Consider the following 23335-nt stretch of genomic DNA (forward strand, 5'->3'; position numbering starts at 1 on the left):
CTCCACAAGCGCGGGATCAGCGGTGGATGGCCGCACGGTAAGGCGGCCTTGACCCACCGCGCCCCGGAGCCACTATGCCGTCCATGAGCCACATCCTGATCGTCGACGACGACCCACACATCCGCGAATTGCTCGCCTTTGCGCTCGGCAAGGCCGGGATGAGCGTGGCGGAGGCCGCCGATGGCGAGGATGCGTTAGCGGCGCTCGCGCGGCGGATGCCCGATCTGATGGTGCTCGACATCAACATGCCGCGTTTGAACGGGCTCGATCTGTGCCGCAAACTGCGGGCGGAGGGCGGGGCCGGGGCGGCGCTGCCGATCCTGTTCCTTTCGTCGCGCGACGACGAGATCGACCGCATCGTCGGGATCGAGATCGGCGGCGACGACTATGTGGTGAAGCCCTTCTCGCCGCGCGAAGTGGTGGCCCGCGTCGGTGCGATCCTGAAGCGCGGGACCGCACCGGCCATGCCGCCCAAGGCAGTGACGCACGCGCGCCTGTCGCTCGATACCGAGGCATGGGAAGCGCGTTTCGACGACGTACCGGTGCTGCTTACCACCACCGAGTTCCAGTTGTTGCTGCTGCTCGCAACCAGTCCGACCAAGGTCTTCTCACGCGACGCCATCATCGATCGGCTGCACGGTCCGGGCTTTGCCATCACCGACCGGACGATCGACAGCCACGTCCGCAATTTGCGCGGCAAATTTCCGCACGTCGACCTGATCGAGACGCGGGCCGGGATCGGGTATCGCATCGGCAGCTGCGCTTGATCGCTGCCCTGAAGAGCTTTGCCAAGGCGCATTGGCCGAAGCTGCATTTGCGCGTCATCCTGTTCGGGACGTTGCTGTTCGTCGCGGCCCTGCCCGGCGTCGCCGCTCTTTCGCTGCGCGTGTATGAGAATACGATCGTCCAGCAGACCGAGTCCGAACTGATCGCGCAGAGCGTAGTGCTGGCGGCGGCGTATAAATCGGCGTGGCGCGGTGGCGTGCCCGATCCGAGCCCGCGCCCGCTTGCGCCCGAGGTGCCGGGGATCGACTTGCGTACCGATGCGGTGCTGCCGCGCGCGCCGCGGGGGCGAACGGCAGGGTCGCCGGACCCACATGCCGCGCAAGTCGCGCTGGCGCTCCGTCCGATCGTCAGCGATGCGGTGGCGGTGACGCTGACCGCGACGCGATTGCTCGATGCGCGAGGGACCGTCGTGCTCGGCCGCGACGATGCCGGTTTGAATTTTGCCAGGCTGGCCGAAGTGCGCGCCGCTCTGCGTGGACATCCGGCGACCGTGCTGCGCGAACGCAGTGCACAGGAAATGGCCGATTGGCGTGCGATGCTGAGCCGCGCCTATGCGATCCGCGTCCACCATGCCCGCCCGGTCATTGCGGACGGCAAAGTGATCGGCGTGGTGACGGTGACGCGATCCCCGCGCGGGCTATTCATCGGCATCTGGCAGGACCGGGTGGCGATCCTGCTCGGCACTAGCGTGATATTCCTGACGCTGCTGGTGCTGGCCGGCCTGCTGTCGCGCGGCATTGCCCGGCCCATCTCGGCGCTGGCGCGCGCGAGTGAAGACGTCGCGCGCGGTGTGCCATTGGTGCCGGAGACGCCCGTCACGGCAGCGATCGAGATTGCGCAACTCTACGACAATTTCCGCAGCATGGCGGCGCGGATCGAGCGCCGCTCACGCTATCTGCGCGATTTCGCGGCGGCGGTGAGCCATGAATTCAAGACGCCGATCGCGGGGATTCGCGGGGCGCTGGAGCTGCTCCGCGATCATGGCGCGGAGATGAGCCCGGCGGAGCGTGCCCGCTTTCTCGGCAACGCGACCGCCGATGCCGATCGGCTGGCACGCCTCGTCCAGCGCCTGCTCGATCTGGCGCGCGCCGACATGACGATGATCGATGCCGATGCGCGGGCGGATGTCGCGGCGGCGGCGCGGCGGGTGGCGGATTCTTTTCGGGGGGACGCGTTCGCGGTCGAGGTGATTGCGGGCGCGGTGCCGGATGCGCGAGTGACGAGCGCTGCGATCGAGACGATCCTGGAAACCGTCGTCGAAAATGCGCGGCAGGCGGGGGCGTCGATGGTGACCATCCGGATCGAGGCGGAAGACGGGGTGCGCGTGTCGGTGGCGGATGATGGCCCGGGGATTGCGGCCACGGATATCGAGCGCATCTTCGAACCCTTCTTTACCGGCCGACGCGAGGAAGGCGGGGCAGGGCTCGGGCTCGCGATCGCGCGCTCGCTACTGGCAGCGAGCGGCGGGACGATCGTTGCGGAACGGGTTAGCGCTGGCGCTTGCTTTCGAATTGCGCTCTTGGCGGCTGAATGACCGAACTTCCCTACGACACCATCATCCTCGGCGCAGGTGCGGCCGGCCTGATGTGCGCCTTCACCGCAGGTCAGCGCGGGCGGCGCGTTTTGCTGGTCGATCATGCCGAGGCGATCGGCAAGAAGATCCTGATCTCGGGTGGCGGGCGTTGCAATTTCACCAATCTTTACACTGCGGCCGATCGCTACATTTCGGCCAACCCGCATTTCGCCAAATCGGCGCTCGGGCGCTACACCGCGCAGGACTTTATCGATCTGGTCGAGCGCCACGGCATCGCGTGGCACGAAAAGACGCTCGGGCAATTATTCTGCGATGGCTCGGCCAAACAGATCGTCGCGATGCTCCAGGACGAATGCGATCGGGGCGGGGTGGAGATCGCGCTGGGCCATCCGATCCGCGATGTAAGCCACGCCGATGGCCAGTACCGCGTGACCGTAGGTGAGCGCACCGCCACCGCCCCCTCACTCGTTATCGCCACCGGCGGTCCGTCGATCCCGCAGATGGGCGCGACCGGCTTTGCCTATGATCTTGCGCGGAAATTCGGACTGAAGGTGGTTGAGCCGCGCCCCGCCTTGGTGCCGCTGACGCTGGGCGGGGACGAAACGCTGTTCCGCTCGCTCTCGGGTGTCGCCGCAGAGGTTGTGGCCAAAGCGGGCAAGGCCAAATTCCGCGAGGCCGCGCTCTTCACCCACAAGGGGCTGAGCGGCCCGGCGATCCTGCAAGTGTCGTCTTACTGGCGGCATGGCGAGCCGGTCGGGATCAACTTCCTGCCCGATCTCGCGCCCGGCTGGCTCGTCGCGATCAAGCACGCCCGCCCGCGCGCGCGACTCGACAATACGCTCGGTAATCACTTGCCCGCCCGCCTCGCCGATACGCTGGCCGACCGGATCGGACTCGACGGCGAACTCGGGACCCATACCGACAAGGCCGTCGCGGCGGCGGCGGCGCAACTCGCCGACTGGCGCTTTACGCCGAACGGCACCGAAGGCTTCGCCAAGGCCGAGGTGACGGCGGGCGGCATCTCCACCGCTGATCTCTCCTCGCAGACGATGGAGGCGCGCAAGGTGCTGGGGCTCTACGCGATCGGCGAGGCGGTCGACGTCACCGGCTGGTTAGGGGGCTACAATTTCCAGTGGGCCTGGGCGAGCGGCTGGGCGGCGGGGATGGTGGCCTGATGCGCGTCCCCAGTCTCTCCCCTCCCTGAAAGGGAGGGGTTGGGGGTGGGTTGCTCTCCGAATCGCGCTACGCCAGCTTCGAACAATGCCGCGTGTGCCGCCAGAGATGACCCGTCGCGCTCGCGCGTTACGCACGAACGCAACCGACGCCGAGCGTCGCTTATGGCTGCGGCTGCGCAATTATCGACCGCGCTTTACCCGCCAACTCGTCATCGGAAACTACATCGTCGACCTAGCGTGCCGCGAAGCCAAGCTGGCCGTCGAATTCGACGGGAGCCAGCATGCCGACTCAGCGTATGACACGGCGCGGACCAGCTTTCTCGAAAGCCTAGGGTGGCGCGTCCTCCGTTTCTGGAATTCCGACGTTGTTGCGAATCCGGCTGGTGTTGCCGAGGTGATTTTGGCGGAGGTCGCACTCCGCGTCGGGGCGACCCACCCCCAACCCCTCCCTTCCAGGGAGGGGAGAAGATAGGGATATCCCAACCCCCCGTGCATTTCCCGCACGTCCGTGCTAAGGGCCCGCTTTGGCGTGCGACGTCGCCGCCCCAGATCCGGAATATCATGCCCTTTTCACATCTTCCCACGCTTCTCGGCGAAGCGCTCTCTGCCCGTGGCTATGCCGCGCCCACCCCGGTCCAGGCCGCCGTCATCCAGCCAGAGGCCGAGGGCCGCGACCTGATCGTCTCCGCGCAGACCGGTTCGGGCAAGACCGTCGCCTTCGGTCTTGCCATCGCACCGCAATTGCTTGGCGAAGACCAGCTTCTGTCATCGCCGCGCGCCCCGCTCGCGCTCGCCATTGCGCCGACGCGCGAACTCGCGCTGCAGGTCAGCCGCGAACTCGAATGGCTGTACGGCAAGGCCGGTGCACGCATTTCGACCTGCGTCGGCGGCATGGACGCCAGCCGCGAACGCCGGAGTCTCGCACACGGCACGCATATCGTGGTCGGCACGCCGGGCCGCTTGCGCGATCATATCGAACGCGGTGCGCTCGATCTGTCGAACCTCAAGGCGGTCATCCTCGACGAAGCCGATGAGATGCTCGACATGGGTTTCCGCGAGGATCTCGAACTGATCCTCGACGCCTCGCCCGCCGAACGCCGCACGCTGCTGTTCTCGGCGACGATGCCCAAGTCGATCGTCGCGCTCGCCCGCCGTTACCAGAAGGACGCTTTGCGCATCTCGACCGTCGGCGAAGATCGCGGGCATGGCGACATCGAATATCAGGCGGTGACGGTTGCCCCGGCCGACATCGAGAATGCCGTGGTCAATCTGCTGCGCCTGCATGAGGCCGAGACGGCGATGCTGTTCTGCGCGACGCGCGACAATGTCCGCCATTTGCACGCGGGATTGATCGAACGCGGTTTCGCGGCGGTGGCCTTGTCGGGCGAGCATAGCCAGAACGAGCGCAACGCCGCGATGCAGGCACTTCGCGACAAGCGCGCGCGCGTCTGTGTCGCCACCGACGTGGCGGCACGCGGGATTGATCTTCCGTCGCTGAGCCTCGTCATCCACGTCGAATTGCCGCGCGATGCCGAAACGCTGCAGCATCGCTCCGGCCGCACCGGCCGCGCAGGCAAGAAGGGCACCGCGATCCTGATCGTGCCGTATCAGCGCAAACGGCGTGTCGAGATGATGCTGCGCGGCGCGCGCATCGCGGTCGAATGGATGAACGCCCCCACCGTCGACGACATCCGCAAGGCCGACCGTGAGCGCTTGCTGGAGATGCTGATGGCGCCGGTCGAGATCGAGGATGACGACCGCGAATTGGCCGCGAAATTGCTCGAGCAGAAGACGCCCGAGGAAATCGCCGCGATGCTGGTGCAGAGCTTCCGCTCGAAAATGCCGGCGCCCGAGGAGATGCTGTCGCAATCGTCGGAGAAACCGGCAGGCAAGGAACACCACCGCGAGGGCTTCGATGACACGGTGTGGTTCCGCATGGACATCGGCCGTCGCCAGAACGCCGACCCACGCTGGATCCTGCCGCTGATCTGCCGTCGCGGGCACATCACCAAGAATGAAGTCGGCGCGATCCGTATCGCCGCGAACGAGACGATGTTCCAGGTGCCGCGCGGTATTGCGGGCAAGTTCATGGCGGCGGTGAAGCGTACCGTCGGCCAGGAAGACGAGGGCGCGGTGCAGTTCGAGCAGGTCCAGGGCGCGCCGCCGCAACCGGATCGCGGTCCGCGGCGGGCCAATAATGGGCCGGCACCGGTGCGGCATCAGGCACGTCCGACGCTGCGCCCGGCGGGGGCTGGCGGCAGTGGCCACAAGCGGCCGCGCGGGTAATTTAACGCCTCCCCTCCCTGGAAGGGAGGGGTCGGGGGTGGGTCTGTATGGGTGGTGAGGTTCGTCCGACAAACTGGCCTACCCACCCCCAACCCCTCCCTTTCAGGGAGGGGAGAAGGAATTGAAGGCGGTCGTTTTCCCCGCTAAGCGCGTCCGCATGAACGCACCCCAGCCCAAATCGTGGATCATGGACATCGCCCCGTACGTACCGGGGCGGTCGACCGGTGACAGCGGCGCCCCCGTCGTCAAACTTTCGTCGAACGAAAACCCGCTCGGCACCAGCGGCAAGGCGCAGGCGGCATTCGTCGCGCATTCCGCCGACCTGGCGCGCTATCCCGATGCGGGTGCGGCCCTGCTCCGCGAGGCGATCGCGGCGCATCACGATCTCGATCCGGCGCGCGTCATCTACGGCACCGGGTCGGACGAAATCCTGCATCTCGTCGCCGGGGCCTATGCCGGGCCGGGCGATGAAGTGATTCAGGTGCGCTACGGCTTCGCGGTCTATGAAATCGCCACCCGCCGCGTCGGCGCGACGTTGGTGATCGCTGACGATCGCGACTATGCCACCGATGTCGATGCCATCCTTGCCTGCGTTACCGACCGGACGCGCCTGGTGTTCGTCGCCAATCCCAACAATCCCACCGGCACGTTCACGCCGCGCGCCGAGATCGCACGGTTGCACGCCGGCCTCCCGCCGCACGTGATGCTGGTGCTCGACCAGGCCTATGCCGAATATCTGTCGGCCGAAGAGGATGACGGCGGTCTCGACCTCGCGCGGACGCAGCCGAACGTGATCGTCACGCGGACCTTCTCCAAGATCCACGGCCTCGCCGCCGAGCGGATCGGCTGGGGTTATGGCTCGGCCGAGGCGATCGGCGCGATGCACCGGATTCGCGCACCGTTCTGCTGCACGACGGCGGGGCAGGAAGCTGCGGTCGCCGCGCTGAACGATGCCGATTTCATCCATGCCTCGCGCGAGCATAATCGCGTGTGGCGTGCGTGGTTCAACGACGAGATCGCCAAGCTTGGCAATGCGGGCCTGCGCGCGGTGCCGAGTGCCGCGAACTTCGTGCTCGTCCTGTTCGAAGGCGCGGTAAGCGCCGAAACCGCGTATAAGGGCCTGATGGAGCGCGGCTACATCGTGCGCTGGCTGCCGGGGCAGGGGTTGGGCAACGGCCTGCGCATCACGATCGGCACCGAGGACGAAACGCGCGGCGTGATGGCTGCATTGCGCGAGATCGTCGGCTGATAAAGGCGCTCGCCTTCGACGTTTTCGGTACGGTCGTCGATTGGCGCAGCAGCATCGCACGCGAGGCGGCGGCGTTCTTTGGCGTGATCGGGCGTGATGACATCGATCCGGCCGGGTTTGCCGATGCATGGCGTGGCTTGTACCAGCCGGCGATGGAGGAATGCCGTTCTGGCCGTCGCGCCTATACGCGGCTGGATGTGCTCAATCGCGAGACGCTCGATACGCTGTTGAGACAGCATGGCGTTCATGCGGACGACGCGGCGGTCGCCGATCTTGCGATGGCCTGGCGCAGGCTCGATCCCTGGCCCGATGCGGTCGCCGGGCTGACGCGGCTCAAGGCGCGGTTCCCGATCGTCACGCTGTCCAACGGCAATGTCGCGCTGATCCTGGAGATGGCGCGGCGCGCTGGTCTGCCGTGGGATGCGATCCTCGGGGCGGAGGCGACCGGGGTCTATAAACCGCTGCCGCAAGCCTATCTCGGCACGGCGGATATTCTCGGCATCGCGCCGTCGGAACTGTGCCTGGTCGCGGCGCATCACAGCGATCTGGCGGCGGCGCGGGCAGCGGGATTGCGTACGGCTTATGTCGATCGGCCGATGGAATATGGCGGACGGCCAGCGCCCGACCGCGCGGCGGCGCAGGATTGGGAGTTCAGCGCTGGGTCGCTGGTGGAGCTGGCCGATTTGATGTGCTGCTAAACGGCTATCGTTCGCGCTGAACACCCGTTCGCCCTGAGCTTGTCGAAGGGCTGCACCCTCTCAACGCCGCAAGGGAAGGGCAGGGCTTCGACAAGCTCAGCTCGAACGGATTTGGGTTCTCAGTCGCGTCCTAAGCCCCCAGCATCTCTTTCAGCGGCACGCTCGCATCCGCCAGCGACGCCGGATCGACCACCGCGCGCGCCAGCACCAGCGCACGGCCCTGCACATAATCGCGCGTCGCATTGACGCAATCGAGCGCGATCACGCGGCCCTGCTTGAGATAGATCACCGAGAAGCTACGCGCCGCCATGTCCCCGCGAACCACGGTCGCATCATAGCCCGTCGACAAGCCGACGGTTTGCAACTTCAGATCATATTGGTTCGACCAGAACCACGGCACCGCCTCGTACGGATGCTCCTCCCCGGTCAGCAGCTTGGCGACGGTAGTTGCCTGGTCATTCGCATTCTGCACCGATTCGAGCCGGATCTTGGCACCGTCGGCAAAGCTATTGGCGTGCGCCGCGCAATCGCCGATCGCGAAGATGTCGGGCAGGGTGGTTCGGCACAGCGCATCGGTATCGACGCCATTGCCCCCTGCGGCTCCGGCCGCGATCAGTGGGCCGACCGCCGGAATGATCCCGATCCCGACAATCACCAGTTCGCCGGGCAGGACCGTCCCATCCGCCAGCCGCACCCCCGCGACCGTGCCTTCCTGTCCAACGATCGAGTCGACCGTCACGCCGGTGCGCAGGTCGACCCCGTGCGCGCGGTGTTCGGCTTCGTAGAAATGCGACAGCGCTTCCCCCGCTACCCGGGCCAGCACGCGCGGCGCCGCCTCCAGCACGGTGACGTGCTTGCCGAGCTTGGTCAGCACCGCTGCCGCCTCCAGCCCGATATAGCCGCCGCCGACGACGATCGCGCGGGTGACTTGCGGCAGTTCCGCCATCATCCGCTCGACATCGGCGCGGGTGCGCACGCCGTGGACGCCGCGCAGATCATGGCCCTCGCAGCTCATCCGTCGCGGGCTGCCCCCGGTCGCCCAGATCAGCGTCCCGTAGCCGATCGTCGCGCCGTCTGCGGTGATCACACGGTGCCCTGCGGGATCGACCGACACCACCGTCCGGCCCGGCAGCAGGGTAATCTCGCGCTCGGTCCAGAAGGCAGCCGGGCGGATCAGGATGCGCTCGAACGGCTTGTCCCCAGCGAGATATTCCTTCGACAGCGGCGGGCGTTCGTAGGGCAGTTCGGGTTCGTCGCCGAGCAAGGCGATGCTCCCGGCGAATTTGCGCTGCCGCAGCGCGATCGCCGCTTGTGCGCCGCCGTGTCCGGCACCGACGATCAGGACGTCGTAGGAAGTGTGTTCGGTCATCGTTTCAAAATACCGCATGGTCGCCACGGTCTACCGAGGCTTGCTCGGCGATGACCCTGGCATAGAAATCGAACAGCGTCTCGGTGCCGGTCGATGGCGTCGCGGCTGCGTCGTAACGCCCGCTCACGGGATCAAGCACCAGCATCGATTCGGTCGCATAATAGCGCCCGATCCGTGCAAGTTCGGCCTTGTCCGCCAGCGTCGGCGCCACGCGCCCGAGCGTGCCCAGCACCGCGATGATCGTATCGAGCAGCTTGACCGGCACCGATTTGAAGCGCGGCTCGCGGCCGAGCAGCGCAAACAAGCGCTCGCCTTGCTCGCGCGGGGTGATCGCAGCGCCGGGGCCGCCGATCGGCAGGATCCGGTTATGGCGTTCGGGCAAATCGATACACTCGACCATATAGCGCCCGAGATCGTCGTCGCTGATCGGCTTGCACACGGTCAGCATACCGTCGCCGAACAGCAGGAACGGCTTGCCGCGCCGCACGCGATCGATCTGACCCGACAGCGATTTGAAGAAAGCGGTCGCGCGGACGATCGAATAGGTCAGGCCAGAGTCGATCAACTCGGCCTCGAATGCCAGCTTGGCTTTCTGGAACGCGAGCAACGGCTTTTGCACGCAAATCGCGGAAAGCAGCACCATCTGGGTCACGCCCGCCGCTTGCGCCGCCGCCAGCGCGTCGACATGCGCGCGGTGGTCGATCGCCCAGGCATCCTTGGGCGCACCGGTGCGCGAGGCGAGGCAGGAGAGCAACACGTCGAACCGCTCCCCGCGGAACCCGTCGCGGGCCAGCGATTTCGGGTCGGTGACGTCACCGAAGCGCAACTCAGCGTCGGGCAGAATATGCGCGCTGGCCTCGGCGGAGGTGTCCCCGCGACCGCGTACAAGGCATACGACCTGATGTCCGCGCGCCAGCAAAGCCCGCACCGTCGCTTGGCCGATCGTGCCGGTCGCCCCAAGCACGAACACGCGGCGCGGGCGGGCAGAGGCGCTTGTTTCCGACATCGTTGCGCGGTGTTGCCGCAGGGATGGGGCGGGCGCAACGCCGCTTGGCCGTGCGATCGAATTTTTGCGCGACGACGTTTGCATCACTAGGGGTTTGGGGATGACCGTTCAGGGGGCACCGTCGAAACCAATGTGGCGTGGCCTTGCGCTCGTCACGCTGGCCTGGGCCACCGCGCTGCTGCTGTTTTTTCGCCGGGTGATCGCCAGCGGTTTCGATCTTGGATTCAGCGATCGTGCGGATGGCATCATCGAAATCAGCATCCTCGAACATTGGCGCAATGTGCTGTCGGGCGCGTCGAGCTGGAATGTCACCAACTACTTTTATCCATATCCCGCGACGCTCGGGTATAATGACGGCTATTTCCTCTATGGCTTGAGCTATGCCTTCTGGCGGCTGTTCGCCGACCCGTTCCTGGCCGACACGCTCAACCTCGCGACGTTCAAGACGATCGGCTTCGTCGCGGCGTATCTGCTGGTCGCACGGTCGCTGCGCTGGGGGCGTGGCGCGGGGCTGCTGGTCGCGTTCCTGTTCACCAACGCCAACGGCCTGATGGTGCAGGCGGGTCATGCGCAATTGCAGAGCATCACGCTGTTGCCGGTAGCGATGCTGCTCGCGGTCGCAATCCCGCGTGCCGAGCGCGAAGGACGGCGCATGGCGGCATGTCTCGCCGCGGCGGGCCTCGCCCTGCTGCTCGCGGCGTGGCTGTTCACCGCTTTCTACATGGCGTGGTTCACGATTTTCTTCGGCGCGGTGTTCGTGCTGTGCTGGGCGGTGGCGAGTGGGTGGTGGCGGCCGGTGGCGCTGCTGCGGATAATCGTGCGGCATCACCTCGTCCTTGAGGTCGGGGGCATCGTCTTTGCGATCGCGGTGATCCCGTTCCTGACCGTCTATCTGCCCAAGGCGCGCGAGACCGGCGGGCAGGCGTATCAGGCCGCACTGCATTATCTCATTCGCCCGCTCGATCCGATCAACGTCGGCACCGCCAATTACCTGTGGGGCTGGCTGATCCGCTCGCTCGGACCCGGGATGACGGATGGCGAACATAACACCGGCCTCCCGCTGCTGCTGTTCACGCTCGCGGTGGTCGCGTTGTGGCAGGCGATCGTGCGGCGGCGGACGGTTAGCGGCGCGCCGGTCGATCCCGCCTTTCGGGCCTTCGCAGCCGCAATCCTGTTGTGCTGGCTGCTCGCGATTCGGATCGGGCCGTGGTCCGGCTGGGCCTTGGTCTATGAGCTCGTGCCGGGCGCGAAGGGGTTGCGCGTTGTGTTGCGCCTTCAACTCTTCCTGATCCTGCCCGTGCTGTTGCTCGTGGTCGGCGCTTGGCGCGGTCTGGCCGGCGAATGTCTGCGGAAACGGCCAATATTGCTCGCCGGGCTGGTCGCATTGCTGGTCGCCGAGCAATTCGGCAACGACGTTCCGGTCGCCGTCAGCCGCTCGGCCGACGGTGCCGCCTTATCGGCAGTCCCAGCCCCGCCCAAGGATTGCGCCAGCTTCTACGTCGTCACCGCGCGGCGGAATGAACCGCCTTATATCGACCTCGAACACACCGCGCTCTACCCGCACAATGTCGATGCTATGTTGCTGGCCGAACTGTGGCACTTGCCCACGGTCAACGGCTTCTCGACGTTCCAGCCGCCCGACTGGGATTTTGCCGAGCCCCATGCGCCCACTTACGACACGCGCATCGCGCGCTATGCCGTCCGGCACGCGCTGATGAAGGTGTGTCGGCTCGATATCGAACGCCAACCGATCTGGACCTATCTGCGCTGAACTGGTGCCGCGCCGCCGATCCTGTGCAGCGTGGGGACGATCACGCTGCTCGCAAAGATGATCAGATAGACATCCAAAAAGGCGCGGTGGCTGGAATGCCCCCACAAGACGCCTGTGATCCCCGCGAACAGAAGGAAATTGCCATAGACCGGCAGGAACTCGCGCCACCGCGACCGCGTCCGCCACAGGCCGATCAGGCCGAGCACCAGCATCGGACCATAAGCCAGCGCCTGGACCGCATCGGTCTTCCAATCATGCCTTGGACTCGGGAGTACCCCGAAGGCCGCGATATTCTTTCGCATCGCGCCGATCATGAAACGGGCCGGATCGGCATAGATGTACGAGAGACCCCGGCGCAGAAACCAGTCGCTGACCTCCGCTTCGTTGTCCCTCAGCGGCATCAATTGCGCGCGATCCGCGCGCGTCAAGGAAAGGATCGCGGCTCTGCGGCTCAGATCGATGCTCTGACGCGGATAGAAGCGGAAAGTCATCGGGTTGTTGCCGCCCCACACCGCGGCCCCGAATTCGGTGCCGAGCGTATAGCGCCCGGTGATCTGATGCGCGCGGATCAGCCAGGGCGAAAGCGTCGCGCCGAGCGCCGCAAGGCACAGCAGCGCCGTCACCATCCGCCGTCGCAGGGGCGCACCGGCGCGATCGGGCATCAGCAGCCAGAAAACGGCAAACAGCGCGAACGGCATCAACGTCGCGCGGGTCAGGATCGCAAGGCCCAGCACCAATCCCGCGAGCAACGCCACGGCCAATCCGCGCCGCCGCTGCGTCACCACCACCAGGGCCATTGCGAGTGTGGCAAGGAAGGTGAAGAACCCGGTCTCCTGCAGTGCGGTGTCGTGCCACAGATAATAGGGGTAGAGCGCGGTGATCCAGGCGGCGACCAGCGCGACCGGTCGCCCGAACCACAGTCGCGCCAGCCAGGCAACGCACGCCACCGTCCCCGCCGACACCAGCGCCTGTGCAATCAGCACGGCCCAGAAATCCTGCCGCCCCTGCGTCACTGCCGCGAGGAAGATCGGATAGAATGGCACGCGGAACGCGGTTGGCGGAAAGCCCGGAAAGGCATAGCCATGACCCTCCGCAAGCTGCTTTGCGAGCATGAAGAACAGAAAATAGCTGTTGGTCCAGAACCCGGCGGCACCACCAGCGGCACGCGCAACCACGCGCAACACGAAGGCGACCAGCACGATCGCACCGATTGCCCAGCGAAAGCGCGCGCCGGCCAGTGCGCCGACACGCTCGAAAAACGAACGCGGCGGTTGCGTCTCGGCCAGCGGGGATGCGGTCACGGGAAAATTGGAGCGGGTAACGGGAATCGAACCCGTGTATTCAGCTTGGAAGGCTGCTGTACTACCATTGTACTATACCCGCTCGCTCATCGCTGGTGCGGCGATTGGCTCCGGTTAGCGTGGCCTGCGGTACAGTGCAAGTCGCTGCCCTTGCGCTTGTGCGGCAATCGCGACAGGATGTTGCGCTCTTGCAGGAGCGCCGATGCCCGACGACCAGACCGTAACCTGCCCCGGCGGCGAAGGCGCAGCGGCGATCACGCTGCCTGCACGGCCCGAGGCGTTGCGGCTCGCGCCCGAGGCGACCGCGGTCGTCGTGATCGACATGCAGAACGCCTATGCCAGCGAGGGCGGCTACGTTGATCTCGCGGGGTTCGACATTGCCGGGGCCGCAGGGACGATCGGCAAGATTGCCACCGTGCTCGAAACCGCGCGCGCGGCCGGGGTGCAGGTGGTGTTCCTGCAAAACGGCTGGGACCCGGACTATCTCGAGGCAGGCGGGCCGGGATCGCCCAACTTCCACAAATCCAATGCGTTGAAGACGATGCGCAAACGGCCCGAACTGTCGGGCCAGCTGCTCGCGCGCGGCGGGTGGGATTATGCGCTCGTCGATGCGCTGACGCCGCAGCCGGGCGACATTTCGCTCCACAAGACGCGTTATTCGGCCTTCTTCAATTCGCAGCTTGATAGCGTGCTGCGCGCGCGCGGCATTCGGAATCTGGTGTTCGTCGGGATCGCGACCAATGTCTGCGTGGAGAGTACGCTACGCGACGGCTTCCACCTCGAATATTTCGGGGTGATGCTGGAGGATGCGACGCACCATCTCGGTCCGCCCGAAATGCAGGCGGCGAGCGTGTATAATGTCGAGAAATTCTTCGGCTGGGTCAGCACGACCGCGGATTTCTGCGGGAGTTTCGGCCAAGTCCCTTCCACGACCCCCCGTTCGCCCTGAGCTTGTCGAAGGGCTACTCTCCTGCTCCAACGCAGGGAAGATGGCAGTGTCGACAAGCTCAGCACGAACGGAAGATAGGAAACCAGCAATGCCCTTCACCCCCATCAACCCCCCGCAATTCCCAACCCCGATCGCGCCCTATTCGGCGGGCGCGAAGGCGGGGAACACCGTCTATGTCTCCGGCGTGCTGGCGCTGGGCGAGGGCGGGGCGGTGCTGCACGTCGGCGATGCGGCGGCGCAGACGCGGCATGTGCTCGACGTGATCAAGGTGACGCTGGAGGCGGCAGGCGCTTGCCTGGAGGATGTGGCGATGAACCACATCTTCCTGAAGGACCTCGCCGATTATGCCGCCTTCAATGCGGTCTATGCCGAATATTTTCCGGGTGCGAAGCCTGCGCGCTATTGCATCCGCGCCGATCTGGTGAAGCCCGAGTGTTTGGTCGAGATCGCCAGCGTTGCGCATCTTGGTTGAGGTGACCAGCGGGGCTTCTTCCCTTCCTGCTTCCCCGGCGAAGGCCGGGGCCCAGTTGTGGCGCAGATGGAAACTGCGCGCAGCGTTAGAACCCCGAAACGCGCGCAACTGGGCCCCGGCCTTCGCCGGGGAACGGCGGGGGGAAAGGTGATGGGATATGCTGCCGGCCTTTATTACGAAACCCACGGCCCAGAAGACGCGCCCCCGCTGATCCTGTCATCGGGCCTCGGCGGCTCGGCTAGTTATTGGGCACCCAATATCCCCGCGCTCGCCGAGCATTACCGCGTCATCGCCTATGATCATCGCGGTACTGGGCGGAGCGATCGCGCCTTACCGGACACGGTTTCGGTCGAGGATTTCGCGACCGATATCCTCGCCTTGATGGACGCTTTGGAAATTCCGGTGGCGACGATCGCCGGTCATGCCGCTGGCGCTGTCGCGGCGCTTGCGTTGGCCCTGCTGGCGCCAGAGCGAATCGACAAATTGGTGGTGGTCAATGGCTGGGCCGCGCCCGATCCGCATTTCCTGCGCTGTTTCGCTGCGCGGCTCGCGTTACTGCGCGGTAGCGGCCCGGAGGCGTATCTCCGCGCGCAGCCTTTGTTCCTCTATCCGCCCAACTGGATTTCGGCGAATGACGCGGTACTCGAGGCCGAACTGCCCGACCAACTCGCGCATTTCCCCGGCGCTAAGACGATGGAGAAGCGCATCGCTGCGCTCGCCCGGTTCAACGTAACCGATCGGCTGCGCGACATTCACCGGCCGGTCCTAGTCGTGGTGTCCGATGATGACATGCTGGTGCCGTCGAACGCCGGCGTGGCGCTTGCCAACGGCCTGCCGATCGCCGGGTTTTGCCGCGCTGAACATGGCGGGCATGCGGTCAATGTCGTCGATCCCGACGCGTTCAACAGCTTCGTGCTCGCCTGGCTGGCGGGCGAAATCGCGGAAGGGTAACCCATGCAAGTCGGCGTCTTCGTCCCCATCAACAACAATGGCTGGCTGATCAGCGAAAACGCGCCGCAATACATGCCAAGCTTCGATCTGAACAAGACAATCGCGCAGTCGGCGGAAAAGCACGGGCTCGATTTCCTGCTGTCGATGATCAAGCTGCGCGGCTTCGGTGGCAAGACCGAATTCTGGGAGTATGGCCTGGAAAGCTTTACGCTGATGGCTGGCCTCGCCGCCGTTACCGAGAAGATCAAGATCTTCGCGACCTGCCCGACGCTCGTCATCCCGCCTGCCTTTGCCGCGCGGATGTGCAACACGATCGATTCGATCAGCCACGGGCGCTTCGGCCTCAACCTCATCACCGGCTGGCAACCGCCCGAGTACACCCAGATGGGGGTGTGGCCGGGCGACGAGCATTTCCGGAATCGCTACAAAATGCTCGACGAATATGCCCATATCCTGCGCGAATTGTGGGCGGAGGGGGTCAGCGACTTTAAGGGCGAGTATTACCAGATGGACGATTGCCGCGTCCGGCCCAAACCGGAAGGCGACATGAAGATCATCTGTGCGGGTAGCTCGGACGAGGGCCTCGCTTTCTCGGCGAAATGGGCGGATTACGCCTTCTGCCTGGGCAAGGGCGTCAACACGCCGACCGCCTTTGCCTCGAACAACACCCGCCTCGCCGCCGCCACCGCCAAGACCGGGCGCGACGTGTCGATCTTCGTGCTGGTCATGATCATCGCCGCCGAAACCGACGAGGAAGCGATGGCGAAGTGGAAATCGTATAATGACGGCGTAGATGTCGAAGCGATCGCCTGGCTCGCCGATCAGGGTGCGAAGGATACGGTCAACACGGACACCAACGTCCGCCAGCTCGCCGCGCCCGAGGGGGCGGTCAACATCAACATGGGGACGTTGGTCGGATCGTATGAGAGCGTCGCGCGGATGCTCGATGAAATGGCCGAGGTGCCCAATACCGGCGGCGTGCTGCTGACCTTCGACGATTTCGTGGAAGGCGTGAAGGCGTTCGGCACGCGAATTCAACCGCTGATGAAGTGCCGCGCCGGGGTGGCGGGCTGACGCTGTCCCGATTTTGGCGTGGGCACGGTTCCGGATGGTGCATCTGGGCTATGGTTAGGGCAGCGTTAACCTTATAACGCCCGCCCGATGACACCGCTTCGCCAGATCATGTTTGTTGCCGGTCTGGTGATGGTCGCGCTGTCGCTGGCAGCGGCGGTCGATCCGGGGGAGGTCGCGCCCGCCGCGTCGCCGGTCGCGCAACCGGTCGCCGTCGGCAAACGCATCGCGCTCACCTTCGACGATGTTCCGCGCGGCCCCGGCGCGTTCTACACCCCCGCCGAGCGCACCACCCGGCTGATCGCGGCGCTGCGCGACAGCGGCGTTACCCAGGCGGCGTTCTTCGCCAATCCCGGCCGGATCGGTCGGCGGAGCGACGGTGCCGCGCGGCTCGCCGCTTACGCCGCCGCCGGCCATGTCATCGCCGATCATAGCTGGTCGCACCGTGATTTGCGCAGCATGTCCGCGCACGCTTTCCTCACCGATATCGACAAGGCCGAGGCGTTCCTGAAGGGGCGCAGCACTTACCGCCCGTGGTTTCGCTTTCCCGGTCTCAATCAGGGCGGGCGCGACGGCATGAAACGGCGCGCGGTGCTCGACGGGCTGGCGGCGCGGCGGCTGCAGATCGCCTGGGTCACGGTCGATGGCTCCGACTGGAACATCGAGGGCCAGACGATCGCCGCGAAACGCGCGGGCAAGCCGATCGATGACCCGGCTTTGCGCGATCTCTATGTCGAGACGATGGTGCGATCCGCCGATTTTTCCGACGCGCTCACGCGCCGCGTCGCCGGGCGCCAAGCGCCGCAGGTGATGCTGCTGCACGAAACCGACATCGCCGCGCGCTATATCGGTGACCTGATCACGGCGCTGCGCCGCGACGGCTGGACGATCGTCACCGCCGACGAAGCCTATGCCGATCCGCTTTTTGATCAGCAGGGCGATTTCGACAGCGCCAACGGAACGTTGCCGGAAGCGCTGGCGTGGCAGCGCCGCTTGCCCGGCCCGCTATATTACGAACGCAACGACATTCCGCGCGCCAATCGCCTGTTTGCCGAGCGTGTGCTGCACGTTCCGACCGGCGCGATTGCCGCGCGTTAGGGCGCTGCACGGGGTAGGAATCCAGTCCCAAGCGCGATAGACCGCGCGCCATGAATCAGCTTGACCAAACCCAGTTCGACCTCACCCCCGATCAGCGCGAAATCCAGGAGCTCGCGCGGAAATTCACCGCCGACCGCATCACCCCGCACGCTGCGGAATGGGACGAAAAACACATCTTCCCGCGCGACACGATCAAGGCGGCAGCCGAACTCGGCTTCGCGGCAATCTATGTCAGCGAGGAATCGGGCGGCATCGCGCTCGGCCGACTCGAGGCGGCGCTGATAATGGAGGCGATGGCCTATGGCTGCCCCTCGACCAGCGCCTTTATCAGCATCCACAACATGGCGGCGTGGATGATCGATCGGTTCGGCAGCCAGACGGTGAAGGACAAATACCTGCCCTCACTGGTCACGATGGACCGCATCGCCAGCTACTGCCTGACCGAACCCGGCTCGGGCTCCGACGCCGCCGCGCTGAAAACCAAGGCGATCAAGGACGGCAACGACTGGATCGTCACCGGCACCAAGCAGTTCATCTCGGGCGCGGGCGAGAACGACGTCTATGTCACGATGGTCCGCACCGGCGAGGACGGGCCGAAGGGCGTGTCGTGCCTGGTGATCGAAAAGGACATGCCGGGCGTCAGCTTCGGCGCGAATGAACGCAAGCTCGGCTGGCATTCGCAGCCAACGCGTCAGGTGATCCTCGACGGCGTGCGCGTGCCGGCGGAAAACATGGTCGGCGGTGAAGGCGAGGGCTTCCGCATCGCGATGATGGGCCTCGACGGCGGGCGACTCAATATCGGTGCCTGTTCGCTCGGCGGGGCGCAGCGCTGCCTCGACGAAGCGATCGGCTATACCCGCGATCGTAAGCAATTCGGCACGCGCGTCGCCGATTTCCAGAACACGCAATTCATGCTCGCCGACATGGCGACCGATCTCGAAGCGGCCCGCGCGTTGCTCTACATGGCGGCGGCGAAGGTGACGGCGAACGCGCCCGACAAGACCAAGTTCGCGGCGATGGCGAAGCGGCTGGCGACCGACACGGGATCGGCGGTGGCGGACCGCGCGCTGCAATTGCATGGCGGTTACGGCTATCTGATGGACTATCCGATCGAACGCTTCTGGCGCGATTTGCGCGTCCATTCGATCCTGGAGGGCACGAACCAGATCATGCGCATGATCGTCGGGCGCGAGCTGACCCGCCAGTGAGCGACGTCCTCACCTTCATCGAAGGCAAGGTCGGCCGTATCCGGCTCAACCGGCCCAAGGCGCTGCACGCGCTGACCACGCCGATGTGCGAGGCGATCCTAGCGGCGTTGATCGCGTGGCGCAGCGATCCGGCGGTCGAGGCGGTGGTGATCGATCATGCCGAAGGTCGCGGCTTTTGCGCCGGCGGCGACATCCGGATGCTGGCCGAGTCGGGCGCGAAGGACGGGGTCGAGGCGCGCGCCTTCTTCCACACCGAATACCGCATGAACCATGCGCTGTTCACCTATGCCAAGCCGACGATCGCCTTCATGGACGGCATCACGATGGGCGGCGGGGTCGGCCTCGCCTGCCCGTGCGATTTCCGCGTGGCTACCGAGAATACCAAGCTTGCCATGCCCGAAACCGGGATCGGCCTGTTCCCCGACGTCGGCGGCGGCTGGTATCTCTCGCGGCTGCCGGGACGGGTCGGGCAGTTCATGGCGTTGACCGGCTATCGCGCCGATGGGGCGGACTGTTTGGCACTCGGTTTGGCCACGCACTATGTGCCGAGCGATCGGCTCGATGAGGTCAAGGCCGCGGTCGCGGCGGGCGGGCAGGCCGACCTTCACGCCGCGATCAAGGCGTTCGGTGTCGGCGCGCCGATCGCCCGCATCGTCGAGCAGCGCGGCGCGATCGACCGGCTGTTCGCGTCGGACGAGCTGGAGGACATTTACGCCGCGCTCGAATCCGATGGCGGGGAATGGGCAAGCCAGCAGCTTGCTACGCTGAAGACCAAATCGCCGCAGACGATGAAGGTCTCGCTCCGCCTGCTCCAGGAAGGCGCGACGATGGCGACGTTCGAGGACGAGATGCGCCAGGAATATGCCGTCGGCTGCCGCGTGGTGCAGCGGCACGATTTCCTAGAAGGCGTCCGGGCGGTCATCATCGACAAGGACAATACCCCGCGCTGGAACCCGGACACGCCCGAGGGCGTGACGCCGCACGTGCTCGACCAGATCTTCGCTCCGCTGTCGGACGCGGAGACGTGGACGCCCAACTGAATTCCCCTCCCGCATGCGGGAGGGGCTAGGGGAGGGCGTGTACGGCGCTCGACCCGACAGGCCCTCCCCCGACCCCTCCCGCAGGCGGGAGGGGAGAAAGGTAGAAGACATGACCTACGAAACCCTCCTCGTCGAACAGCGCGGCGCCGTGACGCTCGTCACGCTCAACCGCCCGCAGGCGCTCAATGCGCTCAACAGCCAGATCCTCGCCGATCTGCTCGCCGCGATGGCGGCGTTCGATGCCGATCCGTCGCAGGGCTGCGCGGTCATCACCGGCAGCGAAAAGGCGTTCGCGGCAGGCGCCGACATCAAGGAAATGCAGGCGCAAGGGTTTGCCGACATGTACGGCCATGATTTCTTCGCCGGGTGGGACCGCTTCACCCAGACACGCAAGCCGATCATCGCGGCGGTGGCGGGCTATGCGCTGGGCGGCGGGTGCGAGCTTGCCATGATGTGCGACTTTATCCTCGCCGCCGACAGCGCCAAGTTCGGCCAGCCCGAGATCAAGCTCGCCGTCTCCCCCGGCATGGGCGGGTCGCAGCGCCTCACGCGCGCGGTCGGCAAGGCCAAGGCGATGGAGATGTGCCTGACCGGGCGGATGATGGATGCGGCCGAGGCCGAGCGCGCTGGTTTGGTATCGCGCGTGGTCCCCGCTGCCGATCTGATCGAGGATGCGGTCAAGACTGCCGCCACGATCGCGTCGATGGCGCCACTCGCGGTCAAGGCGAACAAGGAAATGGTCAACGCTGCGTTTGAGACTGGGCTCGCGATGGGGGTGCAGTTCGAACGTCGCCTGTTCCACGCGCTGTTCGGGACCGAAGACCAGAGCGAGGGGATGAGCGCGTTTGTGGAGAAGCGGCAGGGCATTTGGACGGGGAAGTGACCTAGAAGCCCGTCACCCCAGCGAAGGCTGAGGTCTCGGCGAAGGGCGTACACCGCTCGCAAAGATCCCAGCCTTCGCTGGGATGACGGTTTGGAGAAGACGTAAAATGACACGCATCGCCTTTATCGGGCTCGGCAACATGGGCGGCGGGATGGCCGCGAATCTGGCGAAGGCGGGGCATGATGTCCGTGCGTTCGACCTGTCGCAGGACGCGCTCGACCGCGCCAAGGCTGCAGGATGTCTGTCGGTCCGCTCCGCCGTCGCGGCGGCGGACGGGGCCGAGGCGATCGTCACGATGCTGCCTGCGGGCACGCATGTTGAAGCGGTCTATGCCGACCTGTTTGCCGCCACGCTCTCGCCCACCGCAATCCTGATCGATTGCTCGACGATCGACGTTGCCACCGCGCGGCGCGTGGCCGAGGCGGCACAGGCGAAGGGTCTCATGGCCGTCGATGCCCCCGTTTCGGGCGGGATCGGTGCGGCCAATGCGGGCACGCTCACCTTCATGGTCGGTGGCAGCGACGTAGCCTTCGCTCGTGCGCGCGAGATCCTGTCGGCGATGGGCAAGGCCGTGATCCACGCCGGGGCCAACGGCACGGGCCAGGCGGCAAAGATCGCCAACAACATGCTGCTCGGCGCGACGATGGTCGCGACGTGCGAAGCGTTCCTGCTGGCTGAAAAGCTCGGGCTCGATCCGCAGACCTTCTACGATATCTCCAGCGTCGCCTCGGGCCAGAGCTGGTCGATGACGAGCTATTGCCCGGTCCCCGGCGTCGGCCCGGATACGCCCGCCGATCACGACTATCAGGGCGGGTTCGCGACCATGCTGATGCTCAAGGATCTAAAGCTCGCCGCCGCCGCCGCCGCCGATAGCGGTGCCGACACGCCGATGGGCGCGAAGGCCGCGGAACTGTATCAGCGCTTCGCCGATGCGGGGCAGGGCGGGTTGGACTTTTCGGGCATCATAAGGATGTTGCGGGGTTAGGAGGCCAGCCCCCTCTATAACCACCCCGGCGAACGCCGGGGCCCAGTAGCGGAACAGCTGCAGTCGGAGCACTGGCCTGCAATCACCAACGGCTCGCAACTGGGCCCCGGCCTTCGCCGGGGTGGAGTGAAAAGAGGGACGGAGGGTAGGTTTACCCCCCGCTAACCACTCCCGCGCTACCACCGCGGCCATGTTCCACGATACCGCCCTCGCGCGTGCGGCAAAGGCCGCCGATCCCCGTCCGAAATCGGCGGTCAGCACCGGTTGCGGCCTTGCCGGGCTGGTCGGCCTGTTCGCCTGGGTCGCCGTCGCGCGGCATTACGGCATGGACGGCCCGTTCGCCGCGCTGACCAACGTCGCGGCGTGCGGTCTGCCGATGGTGCTGTGGGCGGTGTTCGTCGACAAGGTGTATCGCAACCCGACCACCGGGATCGATTGGTCCGCGCCGAAACCGTGGCGCGAAACGCTCGACATTTCGCTGACCAAGCTCGCCGGATTGTGGGTCACCTGGGTCGGGATCGCGGTGATCTATGGCACCGGGCGCTTCTATTGGAGCAACCAATGGGGCGGCTTCCCGTTCGCCATGTGGTGCTTCGGCATGGCCGCGCCGGTCGTGTTCCTCGGGTCAATCCCCTACGTCTTGTGGCTCGACCGACGGCTGGAGAAGCCGAAAGATGGCGCCTGGGCGCTCGGCGCATGGCTGATGGGCCTCAAGGAAGAGATCGACCACGAGGCGATCTACAATCATCTGCGCAGCTGGGCGGTGAAGGCGTTCTTCCTCGCCTTCATGCTTGCGGTCGTGCCCGGCGGGTTCGGCAATTTCGTGCGCGGCGATGTGGCGGAGGTGCTGCGCAACCCGGTCGCGCTCGCCAACTGGCTGATCGGCTTCATGTTCGTGATCGACTGCGCGTTTGCGACGGTCGGCTATATCCTCACCTTTCGCCCGCTCGATTCGCATATCCGAAGCGCCAATCCGTTCGCTGCGGCGTGGATGGCGGCGCTGATCTGCTATCCACCCTTCACGCTGATGGCGGACAACGGCCCGCTCGATTACCACACCGGCAATTACGGCGCGGACGGCTGGTCGATCTGGTTCGCCGGGCACCCCGCGTTGCTGATCCCGATCGGCACCGTACTGGTCGGCCTGACCGCGATCTATGCCTGGGCGACGGTGGCGTTCGGCTTCCGCTTTTCCAACCTTACGCATCGCGGCATTTTGACGCACGGCCCGTACGCCTTCTCGCGCCACCCGGCCTATCTGTCGAAGAACCTGTTCTGGTGGATCGCGACTATCCCGGTGCTGACGACGGGCACGATGGTCGATGCCGCGCGCGCGACGATCCTGATGTGCGTGGTCAGCGGCATTTATTACTGGCGCGCGCGGACTGAGGAACGCCACCTCGGCATGGACCCGGCGTACCGCGACTATTCCGAATGGATGGCGCGCAACGGCCCGGTGCCGCGCTTCTTCGCCTGGATTTCGGGTAAGAAATAACCCGCGCT

The 23335-nt window shown here is 65.8% G+C and carries 21 protein-coding genes and 1 tRNA gene; 18 read left to right on the plus strand and 4 right to left on the minus strand.

Going from position 1 to position 23335, the window contains the following annotated elements:
• The first annotated feature begins 83 nt into the window (after positions 1–83).
• The 7 genes from AB5I39_RS12640 to AB5I39_RS12670 all read left to right on the plus strand — a co-directional run bounded on the left by AB5I39_RS12640 (position 84) and on the right by AB5I39_RS12670 (position 7728).
• A complete protein-coding gene (locus tag AB5I39_RS12640) occupies positions 84–767 on the plus strand; it encodes a response regulator (protein ID WP_404367355.1) in 684 nt (227 codons plus the stop codon).
• Positions 764–2320, plus strand: coding sequence for an ATP-binding protein (locus AB5I39_RS12645; protein ID WP_404367358.1), 1557 nt, complete (start codon positions 764–766; stop codon positions 2318–2320). Before AB5I39_RS12640 ends, AB5I39_RS12645 begins: the two co-directional genes overlap by 4 nt.
• Positions 2317–3495 carry an NAD(P)/FAD-dependent oxidoreductase gene (locus tag AB5I39_RS12650; RefSeq protein WP_404367360.1) on the plus strand — a complete coding sequence of 393 codons (1179 nt, stop codon included), beginning with the start codon at positions 2317–2319 and terminating at the stop codon, positions 3493–3495. Before AB5I39_RS12645 ends, AB5I39_RS12650 begins: the two co-directional genes overlap by 4 nt.
• Positions 3496–3601: 106 nt before the next feature.
• Positions 3602–3967: an endonuclease domain-containing protein gene (locus AB5I39_RS12655; RefSeq protein WP_404374145.1), complete on the plus strand. Its 366-nt coding sequence runs from the start codon at positions 3602–3604 to the stop codon at positions 3965–3967.
• Positions 3968–4056: 89 nt separating this feature from the next.
• Entirely contained in the window at positions 4057–5781 is a 1725-nt protein-coding gene (locus AB5I39_RS12660) for a DEAD/DEAH box helicase (RefSeq protein WP_404367363.1), read from the plus strand.
• Between the two features lie 157 nt (positions 5782–5938).
• Positions 5939–7030 (plus strand): histidinol-phosphate transaminase, encoded by a 1092-nt coding sequence (gene hisC / locus AB5I39_RS12665; RefSeq protein ID WP_404367365.1) that lies wholly within the window; start codon positions 5939–5941, stop codon positions 7028–7030.
• Positions 7030–7728, plus strand: a complete 699-nt coding sequence (locus AB5I39_RS12670) for a haloacid dehalogenase type II (protein WP_404374147.1) — start codon at positions 7030–7032, stop codon at positions 7726–7728. Before hisC ends, AB5I39_RS12670 begins: the two co-directional genes overlap by 1 nt.
• A gap of 130 nt (positions 7729–7858) precedes the next feature.
• On the opposite strand, the gene AB5I39_RS12675 is transcribed toward AB5I39_RS12670, so the two are convergent.
• The gene (locus AB5I39_RS12675) at positions 7859–9097 is read right to left on the minus strand and encodes an NAD(P)/FAD-dependent oxidoreductase (protein ID WP_404367368.1); all 1239 of its coding nucleotides are present in this window, start codon (positions 9095–9097) and stop codon (positions 7859–7861) included.
• A gap of 4 nt (positions 9098–9101) precedes the next feature.
• Positions 9102–10103 (minus strand): NAD(P)H-binding protein, encoded by a 1002-nt coding sequence (locus AB5I39_RS12680; RefSeq protein ID WP_404367371.1) that lies wholly within the window; start codon positions 10101–10103, stop codon positions 9102–9104.
• A gap of 130 nt (positions 10104–10233) precedes the next feature.
• On the opposite strand from AB5I39_RS12680, the gene AB5I39_RS12685 reads away from it, so the two are divergent.
• Positions 10234–11874, plus strand: coding sequence for a hypothetical protein (locus AB5I39_RS12685; protein WP_404367373.1), 1641 nt, complete (start codon positions 10234–10236; stop codon positions 11872–11874).
• On the opposite strand, the gene AB5I39_RS12690 is transcribed toward AB5I39_RS12685, so the two are convergent.
• Together AB5I39_RS12690 and AB5I39_RS12695 are read right to left on the minus strand one after the other, a co-directional pair.
• Positions 11862–13175, minus strand: a complete 1314-nt coding sequence (locus AB5I39_RS12690) for a glycosyltransferase family 39 protein (protein ID WP_404367375.1) — start codon at positions 13173–13175, stop codon at positions 11862–11864. The genes AB5I39_RS12685 and AB5I39_RS12690 overlap by 13 nt on opposite strands.
• Positions 13176–13183: 8 nt before the next feature.
• Positions 13184–13257, minus strand: a tRNA-Gly gene (locus AB5I39_RS12695).
• A 120-nt stretch (positions 13258–13377) separates the two neighbouring features.
• Here AB5I39_RS12695 and rutB point away from each other — a divergent pair.
• The 10 genes from rutB (at position 13378) to AB5I39_RS12745 (ending at position 23327) form a co-directional block, all read left to right on the plus strand.
• On the plus strand, positions 13378–14124 hold the full coding sequence (gene rutB, locus AB5I39_RS12700) for a pyrimidine utilization protein B (protein WP_404367378.1): 747 nt from the start codon (positions 13378–13380) through the stop codon (positions 14122–14124).
• Positions 14125–14212: 88 nt separating this feature from the next.
• Positions 14213–14596 (plus strand): pyrimidine utilization protein C, encoded by a 384-nt coding sequence (gene rutC / locus AB5I39_RS12705; RefSeq protein ID WP_404367381.1) that lies wholly within the window; start codon positions 14213–14215, stop codon positions 14594–14596.
• A 150-nt stretch (positions 14597–14746) separates the two neighbouring features.
• A complete protein-coding gene (rutD, locus tag AB5I39_RS12710) occupies positions 14747–15547 on the plus strand; it encodes a pyrimidine utilization protein D (RefSeq protein WP_404367384.1) in 801 nt (266 codons plus the stop codon).
• A gap of 3 nt (positions 15548–15550) precedes the next feature.
• The gene (rutA, locus tag AB5I39_RS12715; protein ID WP_404367387.1) at positions 15551–16621 is read left to right on the plus strand and encodes a pyrimidine utilization protein A; all 1071 of its coding nucleotides are present in this window, start codon (positions 15551–15553) and stop codon (positions 16619–16621) included.
• Positions 16622–16708: 87 nt separating this feature from the next.
• Positions 16709–17716, plus strand: a complete 1008-nt coding sequence (locus AB5I39_RS12720; RefSeq protein ID WP_404367390.1) for a polysaccharide deacetylase family protein — start codon at positions 16709–16711, stop codon at positions 17714–17716.
• Positions 17717–17766: 50 nt separating this feature from the next.
• Positions 17767–18924 carry an acyl-CoA dehydrogenase family protein gene (locus AB5I39_RS12725; protein ID WP_404367393.1) on the plus strand — a complete coding sequence of 386 codons (1158 nt, stop codon included), beginning with the start codon at positions 17767–17769 and terminating at the stop codon, positions 18922–18924.
• The gene (locus tag AB5I39_RS12730) at positions 18921–19964 is read left to right on the plus strand and encodes an enoyl-CoA hydratase/isomerase family protein (RefSeq protein ID WP_404367396.1); all 1044 of its coding nucleotides are present in this window, start codon (positions 18921–18923) and stop codon (positions 19962–19964) included. Before AB5I39_RS12725 ends, AB5I39_RS12730 begins: the two co-directional genes overlap by 4 nt.
• A 109-nt stretch (positions 19965–20073) precedes the next feature.
• Positions 20074–20847 carry an enoyl-CoA hydratase gene (locus AB5I39_RS12735; protein WP_404367399.1) on the plus strand — a complete coding sequence of 258 codons (774 nt, stop codon included), beginning with the start codon at positions 20074–20076 and terminating at the stop codon, positions 20845–20847.
• 106 nt (positions 20848–20953) lie between these two features.
• Positions 20954–21832, plus strand: coding sequence for a 3-hydroxyisobutyrate dehydrogenase (gene mmsB, locus AB5I39_RS12740; RefSeq protein ID WP_404367402.1), 879 nt, complete (start codon positions 20954–20956; stop codon positions 21830–21832).
• A 190-nt stretch (positions 21833–22022) separates the two neighbouring features.
• Positions 22023–23327 (plus strand): methyltransferase family protein, encoded by a 1305-nt coding sequence (locus tag AB5I39_RS12745; protein ID WP_404367405.1) that lies wholly within the window; start codon positions 22023–22025, stop codon positions 23325–23327.
• Positions 23328–23335 lie beyond the last annotated feature (8 nt).

The organism is Sphingomonas sp. MMS24-J45 (assembly GCF_044881195.1).
GTDB lineage: Bacteria > Pseudomonadota > Alphaproteobacteria > Sphingomonadales > Sphingomonadaceae > Sphingomonas.

What these genes read in the sequence shown, in the direction of transcription:
- AB5I39_RS12640 (WP_404367355.1), top strand. Translation starts at nt 84, where the DNA reads ATGAGCCACATCCTGATCGTCGACGACGACCCACACATCCGCGAATTG.
- AB5I39_RS12650 (WP_404367360.1), top strand. Translation starts at nt 2,317, where the DNA reads ATGACCGAACTTCCCTACGACACCATCATCCTCGGCGCAGGTGCGGCC.
- AB5I39_RS12655 (WP_404374145.1), top strand. Translation starts at nt 3,602, where the DNA reads ATGACCCGTCGCGCTCGCGCGTTACGCACGAACGCAACCGACGCCGAG.
- AB5I39_RS12660 (WP_404367363.1), top strand. Translation starts at nt 4,057, where the DNA reads ATGCCCTTTTCACATCTTCCCACGCTTCTCGGCGAAGCGCTCTCTGCC.
- hisC (WP_404367365.1), top strand. Translation starts at nt 5,939, where the DNA reads ATGAACGCACCCCAGCCCAAATCGTGGATCATGGACATCGCCCCGTAC.
- AB5I39_RS12675 (WP_404367368.1), bottom strand. Translation starts at nt 9,097, where the DNA reads ATGACCGAACACACTTCCTACGACGTCCTGATCGTCGGTGCCGGACAC.
- AB5I39_RS12680 (WP_404367371.1), bottom strand. Translation starts at nt 10,103, where the DNA reads ATGTCGGAAACAAGCGCCTCTGCCCGCCCGCGCCGCGTGTTCGTGCTT.
- AB5I39_RS12685 (WP_404367373.1), top strand. Translation starts at nt 10,234, where the DNA reads ATGTGGCGTGGCCTTGCGCTCGTCACGCTGGCCTGGGCCACCGCGCTG.
- rutB (WP_404367378.1), top strand. Translation starts at nt 13,378, where the DNA reads ATGCCCGACGACCAGACCGTAACCTGCCCCGGCGGCGAAGGCGCAGCG.
- rutC (WP_404367381.1), top strand. Translation starts at nt 14,213, where the DNA reads ATGCCCTTCACCCCCATCAACCCCCCGCAATTCCCAACCCCGATCGCG.
- rutD (WP_404367384.1), top strand. Translation starts at nt 14,747, where the DNA reads ATGGGATATGCTGCCGGCCTTTATTACGAAACCCACGGCCCAGAAGAC.
- rutA (WP_404367387.1), top strand. Translation starts at nt 15,551, where the DNA reads ATGCAAGTCGGCGTCTTCGTCCCCATCAACAACAATGGCTGGCTGATC.
- AB5I39_RS12720 (WP_404367390.1), top strand. Translation starts at nt 16,709, where the DNA reads ATGACACCGCTTCGCCAGATCATGTTTGTTGCCGGTCTGGTGATGGTC.
- AB5I39_RS12725 (WP_404367393.1), top strand. Translation starts at nt 17,767, where the DNA reads ATGAATCAGCTTGACCAAACCCAGTTCGACCTCACCCCCGATCAGCGC.
- AB5I39_RS12735 (WP_404367399.1), top strand. Translation starts at nt 20,074, where the DNA reads ATGACCTACGAAACCCTCCTCGTCGAACAGCGCGGCGCCGTGACGCTC.
- mmsB (WP_404367402.1), top strand. Translation starts at nt 20,954, where the DNA reads ATGACACGCATCGCCTTTATCGGGCTCGGCAACATGGGCGGCGGGATG.
- AB5I39_RS12745 (WP_404367405.1), top strand. Translation starts at nt 22,023, where the DNA reads ATGTTCCACGATACCGCCCTCGCGCGTGCGGCAAAGGCCGCCGATCCC.